Source organism: Rhodococcus phenolicus, from assembly GCF_001646785.1.
GTDB classification, from domain to species: Bacteria; Actinomycetota; Actinomycetes; order Mycobacteriales; family Mycobacteriaceae; genus Rhodococcus; species Rhodococcus phenolicus.
On the sequence record NZ_LRRH01000054.1, the window covers coordinates 21691 to 34267 of the forward strand.

The 12577-nt window shown below is 67.7% G+C and carries 9 protein-coding genes; 4 read left to right on the top strand and 5 right to left on the bottom strand.

From position 1 onward, the window contains the following. Positions 1-70 precede the first annotated feature (70 nt). Complete coding sequence (gene wzt / locus A8G15_RS15495; protein ID WP_156665421.1) at positions 71-928, top strand: galactan export ABC transporter ATP-binding subunit Wzt/RfbE; 858 nt, start codon at positions 71-73, stop codon at positions 926-928. After that, on the top strand, positions 921-1817 hold the full coding sequence (gene glfT1 / locus A8G15_RS15500) for a galactofuranosyltransferase GlfT1 (RefSeq protein WP_068161171.1): 897 nt from the start codon (positions 921-923) through the stop codon (positions 1815-1817). The genes wzt and glfT1 overlap by 8 nt, the downstream gene beginning before the upstream one ends. 47 nt (positions 1818-1864) lie before the next feature. Here the strand turns inward: glfT1 and A8G15_RS15505 are convergent, their stop codons facing one another. After that, positions 1865-2287, bottom strand: a complete 423-nt coding sequence (locus tag A8G15_RS15505) for a hypothetical protein (RefSeq protein ID WP_156665419.1) — start codon at positions 2285-2287, stop codon at positions 1865-1867. A 329-nt stretch (positions 2288-2616) separates the two neighbouring features. On the opposite strand from A8G15_RS15505, the gene A8G15_RS15510 reads away from it, so the two are divergent. Beyond that, the gene (locus tag A8G15_RS15510) at positions 2617-4398 is read left to right on the top strand and encodes an AMP-dependent synthetase/ligase (RefSeq protein WP_068161127.1); all 1782 of its coding nucleotides are present in this window, start codon (positions 2617-2619) and stop codon (positions 4396-4398) included. Between the two features lie 60 nt (positions 4399-4458). Here the strand turns inward: A8G15_RS15510 and A8G15_RS15515 are convergent, their stop codons facing one another. Continuing rightward, complete coding sequence (locus A8G15_RS15515; protein ID WP_068161130.1) at positions 4459-6936, bottom strand: ATP-binding protein; 2478 nt, start codon at positions 6934-6936, stop codon at positions 4459-4461. Positions 6937-7117: 181 nt separating this feature from the next. Between A8G15_RS15515 and wzm the strand changes: the two genes are divergently transcribed. After that, positions 7118-7966, top strand: a complete 849-nt coding sequence (gene wzm, locus A8G15_RS15520; protein ID WP_068161135.1) for a galactan export ABC transporter permease subunit Wzm/RfbD — start codon at positions 7118-7120, stop codon at positions 7964-7966. Here the strand turns inward: wzm and A8G15_RS15525 are convergent. From A8G15_RS15525 to rfbB, 3 genes are all read right to left on the bottom strand, one after another. After that, entirely contained in the window at positions 7954-9486 is a 1533-nt protein-coding gene (locus tag A8G15_RS15525; RefSeq protein WP_068161139.1) for a glycosyltransferase family 39 protein, read from the bottom strand. The two genes, wzm and A8G15_RS15525, sit on opposite strands and share 13 nt — an antisense overlap. Positions 9487-9489: 3 nt before the next feature. Further along, positions 9490-11394 carry a glycosyltransferase gene (locus A8G15_RS15530; protein ID WP_068161142.1) on the bottom strand — a complete coding sequence of 635 codons (1905 nt, stop codon included), beginning with the start codon at positions 11392-11394 and terminating at the stop codon, positions 9490-9492. A gap of 155 nt (positions 11395-11549) precedes the next feature. Then, positions 11550-12557: a dTDP-glucose 4,6-dehydratase gene (gene rfbB, locus A8G15_RS15535; protein WP_068161145.1), complete on the bottom strand. Its 1008-nt coding sequence runs from the start codon at positions 12555-12557 to the stop codon at positions 11550-11552. Between the last annotated feature and the right edge of the window lie 20 nt (positions 12558-12577).

Below are 12577 nucleotides of genomic sequence, written 5' to 3' on the forward strand. Positions count from 1 at the left end.
GGGGTCCGGGCCGGGCGTGCCCACGAGCACGCCCGGTACCCTCGGAACCCGTGTCAGTATCTGGAGCAGCATCGTGAGCCGGGTCAGCATCGAAACGCGCAATGCGTGCGTGGACTTCCCGATCTTCGACGCCAAGACCCGCTCGCTGAAGAAGGCGTTCCTGGGCAAGGCGGGCGGAGCGATCGGCCGCAACGACTCGGACGTCGTCGTCGTCGAGGCGCTGCGTGACATCACGATGTCGCTGAAGGAAGGCGACCGTGTGGGGCTCGTCGGACACAACGGTGCCGGCAAGTCCACGCTGCTGCGGTTGCTGTCCGGAATCTACGAACCGACCCGCGGGGCCGCACGTGTCCGCGGTCGCGTGGCCCCGGTCTTCGACCTGGGTGTCGGCATGGATCCGGAGATCTCCGGATACGAGAACATCCTGATCCGCGGCATGTTCCTGGGCATGACCCGCAAGCAGATGCTGCAGAAGGTCGACGACATCGCCGAGTTCACCGAACTCGGCGACTACCTGTCGATGCCGCTGCGCACCTACTCCACCGGCATGCGCGTGCGTGTCGCCCTCGGCGTGGTGACCAGCATCGACCCGGAGATCCTGTTGCTCGACGAGGGCATCGGCGCGGTCGACGCCGAGTTCATGAAGAAGGCCCGTGTGCGGCTGCAGGAACTCGTCGCACGCTCCGGCATCCTCGTGTTCGCGAGCCACTCGAACGAATTCCTCGCCCAGCTGTGCGACCAGGCGATGTGGATCGACCACGGGCAGATCCGTGAGCAGGGCGGCATCGAACAGGTCGTGCGCGCCTACGAGGGCGACGACGCGGGCGATCACGTGCGCACGATCATCGCCGAACTCGAACGCGAACGCGCGGAATCGGACGGTGTCGTTTCGAACGGCACGGCGGCGACGGGTGCGGGCGGTGCCTGACAGTCCGGAGCGGATCGTCGGGGTGGTCGTCACCCACAAACGCCGGGAGCTGCTCGCCGAATCGCTGAAGGTGCTGTCGTCGCAGACCCGACCGCTCGATCATCTGGTCGTCGTCGACAACGCCGACGAAGACGATGTGCGGGTGCTCGTCGAATCCGCCGATCTGCCGACCACCTACATCGGGTCCAAGCACAATCTGGGCGGTGCCGGTGGTTTCGCGCTGGGCATCCTCCACGCGCTCGCGATCGGCGCGGACCGGGTGTGGCTCGCCGACGACGACGGCCGCCCCGAGGGCCCCGAAGTTCTCGAGACTCTGCTGGCGTGCGCGAACCGGCACGGCCTGGCCGAGGTGTCCCCGGTGGTGTGCGACATCGCCGACCCCGACCGGCTCGCGTTTCCGCTGCGGCGCGGTGTCGTGTGGCGCCGCCGGCGCAGCGAACTCGGCGACGAGGACCTGCTGTCCGGCATCGCGTCGCTGTTCAACGGTGCCCTGTTCACCGCTGCCGCGATCGACGCGGTGGGCGTGCCGGACCTGCGGCTGTTCGTGCGCGGGGACGAGGTCGAGGTGCATCGCCGCCTGGTGCGGTCGGGCCTGCCGTTCGGCACGTGTCTGCAGACCGCCTACCTGCATCCCGACGGTGCGGACGAGTTCAAGCCGATTCTCGGTGGTCGCATGCACACGCAGTACCCGGACAACGAGTCGAAACGCTTCTTCACCTACCGCAACCGTGGCTACCTGCTGTCGCAGCCGGGCATGCGCAAGCTGCTGCCGCAGGAGTGGGTGCGGTTCGGCTGGTACTTCCTGGTCACGCGGCGCGACCCCGCGGGCCTGCGCGAGTGGATGCGGCTGCGGAGGCTGGGCCGGCAGGAGCAGTTCGAGCGGCCCTGAATCCGTCACGAGGCGAGCCGGAGCCGACTCGCCTCCGTCTCGGACTGTCAGTTCCTCACCGCAACGATGATCGCGTGGATGATCCACACCGGTAGCCACGCACCACACGTGACCAAGGTGAGGATCAGGTGCAGCGTGTGCGGGAATGCCGATCGGTTCTGGACACTGTTGTTGACGATGACCTGCTGGATCGGCGCGAACTGCTGCGGCGGAGGCGGGGCCTGATACATGTGGCGCTGTTGCTCGGCCATGCGTTGCTGCTGGTACAGCTGGTGCTGCTGCTCCGCGATCCGCCGCTGTTGCTCCTCCAGGGCCCGCTGCTGGTGATGTGCCTGCAGTTGCTGCGCTTCGGCTTCCCTCTGGTGGTGCTCTCGCCACGCGCGCAGTCGGTTGAGCTCCTCGAGCTCCCCGGGTTCCAGGTCCCGCTGATATTTCGCGGTCGGCTCCCAGCCCTGCGTCGGTTCGGTCATCGATGGTTCCTTTTCCAGGGCGGAGCGCATGTCGCTTGCCCCGGTTGTCGTGCAGCCCCGAAGGTCCGCGAGATGGCGCTGTGACTGCCCCACAGCGATTCGCGTTCGGATCGGTCGGATTCCCGCTTCGGTTTGTTCCTTTTGTTCCGAACCGAACAACTCGGGATCGATGCTCGCGATCGGGCCGTTACACCACACCTTCAGGTAATGGACAGATCGATCACAGACGATCCGGCGGTGTGGACGAAAGAACCGATCCGGTAAATCCGCCCACAGGCGTTGGCACTTCGTCTTACACTTTCCGCCACATCCGACCTGGGGGAATTCCGATGAATTCACGCAATGCCGCACCGACCACTCTCTGCCAGGCGTTCCAGGCGACCGCCGCGAAGTATCCCGATCGGGTTGCCCTGCGCACCCCGGACGACTCCGTCAGCTACACGTGGCGCGCCTACGCCGACAAGGTCCGCGCGCTCGCCGCGGGCCTGGCCGGGCTCGGCGTGAAGCCGGGCGACACCGTCGGCCTGATGCTGACCAATCGGCCCGAGTTCCATCTCGTCGACACCGCCGCCATGCACGCCGGGGCCGCGCCGTTCTCGATCTACAACTCGCTCACCGCCGAACAGATCACGTTCGTGCTGGGCAACGCCGGCAACAAGGTGATGATCTGCGAAAAGCAGTTCGTCCCGGTGCTGCAGCAGGCGATTCCCGGTACGTCCATCGAGAAACTGGTGTGCATCGACGGGAACCCCGAGGGCACCGTGACGCTCGACGACGTCGAGGCCGCCGCCGACCCGTCGTTCGACTTCGACGCGACGTGGCAGGCGGTGCAACCGTCGGATCTGCTGACGCTGATCTACACCTCCGGCACCACGGGACCGCCCAAGGGTGTCGAACTCACCCACGCCAACCTCATCGCGGAGATCGAAGCGACCGCCCCCATCCTCGAACCCGGCCCGGACGACCGCATCGTGTCGTATCTGCCGGACGCCCACATCGCCAACCGGTGGGGTGCGCACTACACGAACATCTACACGGGCCTGCAGATCACCACCCTCGACGACCTCAAGCAGGCCATCGCGGTTCTGCCGACCGTGCGGCCGACGATCTTCGGCGCGGTGCCTCAGGTCTGGTACAAGCTCAAGGCGGCAATCGACAAGACCCTCGCCGACGAACCCAGTGCCGTCAAGAAGAAGCTCGCACTGTGGTCGATCGACGTCGGGCGCCGACGTGCACGACTGATGTCGGACGGAAAACCGGTCCCGAAGACGCTCGAGCTCCAGCACGCGCTCGCCGACAGGCTGGTGTTGTCCGCGATCCGGAAGAAGCTCGGGCTCGACCAGGTGCGGGCTGCCGTCACCGGGGCCGCCGCCATCTCCCCCGAGGTGCTCGAATTCGTCCTCGCCCTCGGCATCCCCTGCTCCGAGGTGTGGGGTATGTCGGAGACGTCGTGCGTGGTGACTCTCAACCGGCCGAATGCCATCCGCATCGGCACCGTCGGTCAGGCCGTGCCCGGTGTGGAGATCAAGATCGCCGAGGACGGTGAGCTCCTGGTCCGCGGTCCCCTGCTGATGAAGGGCTACCGGAACGACCCGGAGAAAACCGCCGAGGCCGTCGACGCCGCGGGCTGGTTGCACACCGGCGACATCGCGGAGATCGACGCCGACGGCTACGTCCGGCTGATCGACCGCAAGAAGGAGCTGATCGTCAACGCGGCAGGCAAGAACATGTCACCCGCCAACATCGAGGGCGCTCTGCGTGCCGCGTGTCCGATGCTCGGCGGTGCCGTCGCGATCGGCAACGACCGTCCCTACAACGTCGCCCTGCTCGCCCTCGACCCGGACGCGCTGACCGCGTTCGCTGCCGAACACGGACTGACCGGGACGCACGAGGAGTTGGCGAAGGACCCCGTCGTCGTCGACACGATCGAGAAGGCCGTGGCAGTCGCGAACGCGAAACTGTCCCGCGTCGAACAGATCAAGAAGTACGCGGTGCTGCCGAACGTCTGGGAACCGTCCGGCGACGAACTGACCCCGACGATGAAGCTCAAGCGCAAGCCGATCGACGCGAAATACGCGGAGGAGATCGGCAAGCTGTACACGAACGCCTGACGCACGCGTTCTGTGCGGATTCGTGTTCGCTGAGCGGGCACGAATCCACACAGAACGATGTCATTTCGTCTCGTGCAGCGACGAGGTGTGGGACTCGACGATCTCCGCCGCGATCACGCGCAGCTTCGTGTTGCGGTGCTGCGAGAAGGCGACGAGCTTCTCGAACGCGGTGTCCGCGTCGCACCGGAAGGTCGCCATCATCAGACCCACCGCCTCGCTCAGCATGGTTCTGCTCTCCAGCGCCGAGCGCAGCTGGCCGGATTCGCGTTCCTTCGTCGCGATGAGCTCTTCCCGCAACCGGGACAGTTCGAGATTGACCCGCACCCGGGCGATCAGTTCGTCGGGTTCGAAAGGCTTGGTGATGTAATCGTCGGCGCCGGCCTGCAGACCGCCGACCGTCGCCGACGTTCCGGCGCGCGCGGTCAGCAGAATCACCGGCAGCCGGGCGGTCGCGGGATCGTTGCGCACCTGCTCGAGCAGGTCCAGCCCGTCGGGGCCGGGCAACATCACGTCACTGAGAACGAGATGCGGCGGCGACTCCTGAATGCGCTGCAGCGCGGTGCCGGTGTCGGCAACCGCCTCGACGTGCCAGTTCTGCCGACGCAGCAACCTGGTCAGGTAGTTCCGCAGGTCGGCGTTGTCGTCGATCACGAGAATGCGGGGCCGGTCGCCGCCGCTGCCCGCCGCGGCGGGGTCGGCCGGCTCGTCCGCCCACTGCGCGCTCTCCGCGAGATACGCCCCGCTCAGCGCGACCGGAACACCGTCCACTGCCACAGGTTCCGCACCACTCGCACCGCGGGGCACAGCGACCGTGAACGTACTCCCGACGCCGGGTTCGCTCGTCACCCCGACCGTCCCGCCGAGTGCGTGCACCCAATCCGACACCAGCGACAAACCCAGGCCCACGCCTTCGCCGCTGCGGCCGGAGGTGCCCTCCACCCGGTGGAACCGTTCGAAGATCCGGGGGGCCTCGTCCGGAGGTATCCCCACACCGGTGTCGGTCACCGTCAGCGCCAGCCGGTCGCTGTCGGCACGCAACTCGACGGTGATCGACCCGGCGGGCGTGTACTTGACGGCGTTGGACAGCAGGTTGAACACGATGTGCGACCAGATCTCGGCGTCGAGATCGGTCGGCTCGGCGGCCGCAGCGGCGATCCGGGTCGTCAGGTCCAGCCCGGCACGGTGGACGACCGGCTCGTACAGTTCGACACACGCCGCGGTCAGGGCTGCCGCGTCGGACGGCTGCAGACGCGGACGCAACTGATACGACTCGGCACGGGTCGCCTCCAGCAGCACGTCGACGAGGCGCTGCAAGCGCACCACGGCACGCCGCGCCGTCTCGAGGGATTCGCGCTGTTCGTCGGTGAGGGCGGCGTCGTCGGCGAGGACGCTCTGCAGTGGCCCGAGCAGCAACATCAACGGGGTCCGGAACTCGTGACCGACCGTCTCCAGGAAACGGGTCTTGGCCTTGTCGACCTCGGCGAGCGCGTCGGCGCGGCGACGTTCGGCATCGAAGGCGATGCTGTCGCGCAGCAGACCCGAGATTCTCGCGGCGATCAATTCGACGAGCGCCGAGTAGTTGGCGTCGAACGCCAGGTTGGGGTTCAGCCCCACCGCGAGCACACCGAGCGCGGTGTCGCAGCCGGGAACGGTCAGCGGAAGCAGCACCACCGTGTCGAGCTGTTGCTCGTGGGGCAGCCGCGTGGGATCGACGACGTCGGAGGAATGCTCGGCGACGCCGGTGAACACCACCGGCTCGGTGCTCACCGCCGCGTCGCCGAGGACGCGCCGGGTGTCGGGCCCGAGAAGACGGCCGGCCCCGTCGACGGTCGTGCCGAGGACCGCGACCGGATCCCAGGCGGGTGATGCGGCCCGATCGGGGTCGTCGAGGTGTGAATCGAGGTAGATCGCCGCGAGGGGAACGTCGAACCGGCTCGGTTCGAGGACCGACAGTGCCTTGCGGCAGATGTCGGCGACGGAGCTGCCGGCATCGGCGATCTCGACGGTGCCGAGGCTGCTCATCGCTTCGCGTCGGCGATCACCGAGCACCGCGAGGGTCGTATCGGCGGTGGCGACGAACACCCCCGCCACCGCTCCGGTGTCGTCGAAGATCGGGCTGTAGGAGAACGTCCAGTACGACTCCTCCACGAAACCGTGGCGCTGCAGGAACAGCTGTTCGTTCTCGGTGAAGGTGGCCCGGCCGGCCCACGCCTCGTCGGCGAGGGAACCGACCTCGTGCCAGATCTCGCGCCAGCAGTCCGCCGCGCGCTGCCCGACCGCGGCGGGATATTTGTCGCCGAGAATGGGGACGAACGCGTCGTTGAAGATCTGGATCAGTTCCGGTCCCCACCACACCAGCATCGGCACTTCCGACGGCAGTACGGTGTTCACGGCCATCCGCAGTTCCGGAGGCCAGGTCTCGACCGGTCCGAGCGCGGTCGCCGACCAATCGGTGTTCCGGTGCCGCTCGCGGGCATCTCCGGGACCGGCGAACAGCCGTTCGGCGGTCCAGCCGCAGTGCGGGGGTTCCGATTCCAAGGTGCGCTCCTCCGCTCGTCCTGCCGGACTGTACCCCGCATCGGGCTGACCGATGCCGATCGTTTCCGTGTGGATTCGTGTTCGTCAGGTGGGCACGAATCCACACAGAACGCCACGCGAGCGCGCTCACCGCGCCCTCTCCGGATCGGGGGCGGCCGCGCCCCGAGTACCCTCGGTACCCGTGTCTGCCCCACTCGTCGTCGACGAAGCCCCGATCGAATCGTCCTCGCGCACCTTCAAGCGTGCGCTCCAGGATCTTCGCGAGGGCTTCAACCATCGTGAGCTGTGGTTCCACCTCGGATGGCAGGACATCAAGCAGCGGTACCGGCGTTCGGTGCTCGGCCCGTTCTGGATCACGATCGCGACCGCTGTATCGGCGGTCGCGATGGGTCTGCTGTACGGCACGCTGTTCAACCTGGACATCGCCGAGTTCCTGCCGTACGTCACGCTCGGCTTCATCATCTGGAATCTGATCCAGGGATCGATCCTCGAGGGCGCGGACGTGTTCATGTCCAACGAGGGCCTGATCAAACAGCTGCCGACGCCGCTGAGCGTGCACGTGTACCGGCTGGTGTGGCGGCAGATGATCCTGTTCGCCCACAACATCGTCATCTACTTCGTCATCCTCATCATCTTCCCGCAGCCGTTGAAGTGGACGGCGATCTTCGCGATCCCGGCGCTCGCCCTGATCGCGATCAACGCGGTGTGGGTGTCGCTGGTGTTCGGCATCCTCGCGACCCGCTACCGGGACATCGCGCCGCTGCTCGGCAGCATCGTGCAGTTGCTGTTCTTCATGACGCCGATCATCTGGACCGAGAAGACCCTCGAGGGCACCGGCAACGAGGGCCGCGCCCGGATCGCCGAGATCAACCCGCTGTACCACTTCCTCGACATCGTGCGGACCCCGCTGCTCGGCGGCGACCAGCAGCTCTACCACTGGGTGATCGTGCTGGCCGTGACCGTCGTCGGCTGGACTCTGGCGCTGCTCGCGCTGCGCAACTACCGCTCGCGCGTCGCCTACTGGGTCTGATCCGCCGGTTCCAGCCGCACGATCTGCATGCGGTGGGTGCGTTCACGCCCGGTGATCTCGAATCCCGCGGCCGCCAGCGCCCGGAAGGTCTCGGTGTCGGTGAACCGGTACGGCGCGAACCGCCACGACACGTTGTTCGGATGCAGCAGCGACCACTCGTGGTCGCGCTCACCGTCGGCGATCACCCACAGCCGCGTGCAGCCGGCCGCCCGACGGGCGAGCACGTCCGGCGGCACGTCCGTCGACCACAGCAGGTCCCGTTCGACGGCGGTACGGTCGAGACCGATGTCCACGAGGCCGGCGAACGCGTCGGGCCGGGCATCGGCGATCGACCGCGGTGAGGTCGGCTGCCACGAGATGGTCGGTTCGAACGCCACACAGTCGCCCGGCTGCGACACCTCGATCAGCCGGTCGGCCACGGCGCTGTGGTCCATGCCGCCGGCCTTGCCGAACGGCTGGCGCTGCTGCGCGTAGGCGGGTGCCGCGGCGACCGCGGTCGCGGTCAGGACGGCGACGACCGCCCACCAGCGCCGCGCGATCCGCGCGACCGCCCAGCCGACGAGCAACGCCGCGGCCGGCGCTGTGAACGACAGATAGCGGTCCAGGTAGACGTTGCGGAAGAACAGCGAGTACGCGAGCAGCAGAATCATCGGGACCGCGAAGCCGGGCACCGCGAGCCACAGCAGGGTTCGCTCCCCCGGCGACAGCGCGCGCCGCGTCGCGACCCCGGCGGCGACGAGCACACCGCACATCGCCGCCAGCCACGGCGCCTGCGGGAACCACTGTTCGACGAGGACGACGTTCACCACGGTCCGGTCGATCGGCGGGATCCACGAGACCTGCTTGGACTGTGCGATCGCGAGCGCGGCGAACGACGCGGAGATCACCGACGCGACCGCCGCGGCGAGCACGAATCCGCTGCGGGCGCGCCAGCGTCGGCCGTCGCGGGCCGGGGCCGCCCACACCGTGACGGCGTGGGCGGCGAGCACGGTGACGCTGTAGAGGAACATCACCGTCGCCAGCGCCGCGACCAGGGCGTACAGCGTCCACCACAGGATCAGCTTCGGTGTCGTCCGGGCGCGCAGCGCGACGACGAGCAACCACGACAGCACGGCGACGCCGGCGATCACGAACGGATACGAGCGGGCCTCGGTAGCTGCCCACGTCACGCGCGGCAGCACCGCGAACACGACCCCCGCCGCAACCGCGGCTCTGGTGCCGGCGAGCGTCTGTGCGACGGCCGCGACCGCGGCACCCCCGACACCGAGGATCAGCGCGCCGGGCAGCCGGGCAGTGAATTCACTGATGCCGACGAGTTGGAACCAGCCGTGCATCACCAGGTAGTACAGGCCGTGGACGGCGTCCCACTCGGCGAGCACGTCGGCGAGTTCGCCGAGGGGACGATTCGCGGCCGAGATGGTGGCGGCCTCGTCCCACCACAGGGACGGAACCCACGAGAAGGCGGTTCCGATCAGCGCAGTACCGATGCCGACGACCACGGGCACCGGCCACGCACGCACGGGCTACTCCGCGATGCCGTACAGCCGCGCCCAGTTCTCGCGGCTGGTGAGCTGCGGGAGGGCTTCCTGCCACACCGACTTCATCCGGGGCGCTTCCTTGCGGAGCCGCCAGCACACCTTCGCCGCCTGCTTGGTCAGGTCGATCGCGGTGTCCTTGTCACGGCGCCGGACCCGCACCGCGTTCTGCGAGGAGTCGGTGACGACGGCGTTGTCGAACAACGAGACGTGCCACCAGTCCGCGAAGTGGGCGGGCACGGTCACCGGGCGACGCTCGACCCGACCGGTGAACTGCTGCACGGCGCGCTTGAGCAACACGAGACCCTCGCGGTCCTTCTGCGGCTCGAACTGCCACACCGACATCTGCGTGTGCGGATCGGAGGCGGCCCCGACCTTCGCCGCGGACTGCGGCTGCGTCTCCGGGTAGCGGGCGCGCAGCTCGCGCAGCTCACCGAGCACCGCCTGGCCCCCGTCGTGCAGAAAGTCCGGCCCGGTCAGGAAGTCCTCGGCGGCCTTGATGAACGTCGCCGCCAGGCCGTACTGCATCGACACGATCAGTTCGCTGATCTTGCGGAACAGGTACTTGGAGATGTCGTTCGCGTCGAACCGGCCGTAGATCGCCGAGACGATGAGGCCGTTGCGGATGCTGAAGTACCGCGCCCAGTCGTCGTAGTCCTTGAGGTAGAAGTCGGCGTGCCACACACCGGCGTTGGGCAGGGTGACCGTGGGGTGGCCGGCGAACCGTGCGCGGATGCCGTATTCGATGTCGTCCCACTGGAAAAACAGCGGGATCGGCAGACCGCAGTCGGCGATGATCTCGGCGGGCAGCAGGCACGTCCACCAGCCGTTCCAGCCGGCGTCGAAACGCGCGTCCTGCTTCTTCTTGATCAGGTCGATGCCCATGCGCGCACCGGGGGTCAGCTCGCCGGCCTTGATCTCGTCGAGCACCTCGCGTTCGGCGCTGACGTGCAGCATCTGCGGGTTGCTCAGCGACAGCATCTGCGCGCCGACGATCGTCGGCTCGACGGTCATGTTCGCGAACGCGTTCATGCGCAGCACCGATTCCGGTTCGCACAGGATGTCGTCGTCCATGAGGATGACGTTGGCGTGCGCCGAGTTCGGCGAACCCGTGATCTCGTACATGCCGCGGGAGAAACCGCCGGCGCCACCGAGGTTGGGCTGGGTGATGTAGATGAGCTTGCTGCCGAGACGGTCGGCGACGTCGCGGAACGCCGCGCGCGTCTGCACCTGGTCGGTGCCCTGATCGACCACGCACACCGCATCGATGTCGGCCATCGCGCCCTCGTCGGAGGCGAGCGTGCCGACGGTGACGGAGCAGTCGTCGGCGCGGTTGTGGGTGCAGATGACGACGGCGGCGGGGCGCAGGTGCTCGGGAGCGGCGACGGTCCAGCGCACGTCGGAGATGTTCAGCGAGCCCGACGTGGCCTCCGCGGAGATCCACAGGGCTCCGCCGTCGACGAAGCGTTCGATGGTCAGATCGAGGTCGAGCTCCCCCGACCCGGAGACCTTCTCGACGGTGACGAGGCGTTCACGGCCGCGGGCGTCGGACGCCCACACCGAGAACGTGGCCGATCCCGACGACGCGTAGGACAGCTCGACGTTGACTGTGTCGACGTCGGTCCAGCGTTGCCAGAAGCTCGCGGGGAACCGGCCGAAATACGTGTTGGTGTGTGCGGACGCGCCGTCGGCGAGCTGCAGGCCGGTGCGGTCGGCGGCAGCGGCACCCTTGGTGAAGACGTACATCTTCTCCGGCACCCGCGGCGACAGGGAGGCGAACAGTCCACGCTGAACGATCAGGCGGTCGCGGCCGGCGGGTTCGGTGAGGACGTCCTCGAGGGCGTCGATGTTGCTGTCGATCGGTGTCGTGTCGCCGGCCGTCGCCTGCTCCATCGAGCTACTCCCGTGTGGTCGATCCTGATGCGGTCCGGATGCGACAGTATCAGCGCCCAACCGGGATACCTGCAGGACGCGCGCCGACCCGACGGTCCGCCCACCGGAATATTTCCGAATTGCGCATTTTGCCGGAAAGCCTCGGTTTGCGCTGGTCAGGGTCGGACGATCGTCTCCGTGCGAGCGTAGGCACGTTCGGTGGCGTCCTTCTGCGGTCGCCACCAGTCCTCGTTGCTGCGGTACCACTCGACGGTCGCGGCCAGTCCGGAGCGGAGATCGCGGTACCGCGGCTCCCACCCGAGTTCGGTGCGCAACCGCGACGAATCGATCGCGTAGCGCAGGTCGTGTCCGGGACGATCGGTGACGAAATCGAACTCGCCGGGGTCGCGGCCACACAGCTCGAGAACGGTTTCGACGACGGTGCGGTTGTCGGTCTCGCCGTCCGCCCCGATCAGATAGGTCCGGCCGATCTCACCCTTCTCGATGATCGTCCACACCGCGCTGTTGTGGTCGTCGACGTGGATCCAGTCGCGCACGTTGCGGCCGGTCCCGTAGAGACGGGGACGCACGCCGTCGAGAACATTGGTGATCTGGCGGGGCACGAACTTCTCGACGTGCTGATACGGGCCGTAGTTGTTCGAGCAGTTCGAGAGGGTCGCGGCCACCCCGAACGACCGCACCCACGCGCGCACCAGCAGATCCGAGCCGGCCTTCGTCGACGAATACGGGCTCGACGGGTTGTAGGGCGTCGACTCGGTGAACTTCGCCGGATCGTCGAGTTCGAGGTCGCCGTACACCTCGTCCGTGGAGATGTGGTGGTAGCGCACCCCGTGCCTGCGCACCGCCTCGAGCAGCGTGAACGTCCCGACGACGTTGGTGTGCACGAACGGGGACGGGTCGCGGAGGGAGTTGTCGTTGTGGGATTCCGCCGCGAAGTGCACCACCAGGTCGCTGTCGGCGACGAGCCGATCCACGAGCCCGGCGTCGGCGACGTCTCCGTGCACGAACTCGATTCGGTCGGCGACCGGCTGCAGGGACGCCCGGTTGCCCGCGTAGGTGAGCTTGTCCAGGACGGTCACCCGCACGTCGGGGCGGTCCTCCACGGTCCGGTGCACGAAGTTCGCGCCGATGAATCCGGCCCCACCGGTGACGAGCAGCCTCATTCGGCCAACCCTACTCATGG

Excerpts from the sequence above, each read along its gene's own strand:
- A8G15_RS15505 (WP_156665419.1), bottom strand. The coding sequence starts at position 2,287 with ATGACCGAACCGACGCAGGGCTGGGAGCCGACCGCGAAATATCAGCGG.
- A8G15_RS15510 (WP_068161127.1), top strand. The coding sequence starts at position 2,617 with ATGAATTCACGCAATGCCGCACCGACCACTCTCTGCCAGGCGTTCCAG.
- A8G15_RS15530 (WP_068161142.1), bottom strand. The coding sequence starts at position 11,394 with ATGGAGCAGGCGACGGCCGGCGACACGACACCGATCGACAGCAACATC.
- rfbB (WP_068161145.1), bottom strand. The coding sequence starts at position 12,557 with ATGAGGCTGCTCGTCACCGGTGGGGCCGGATTCATCGGCGCGAACTTC.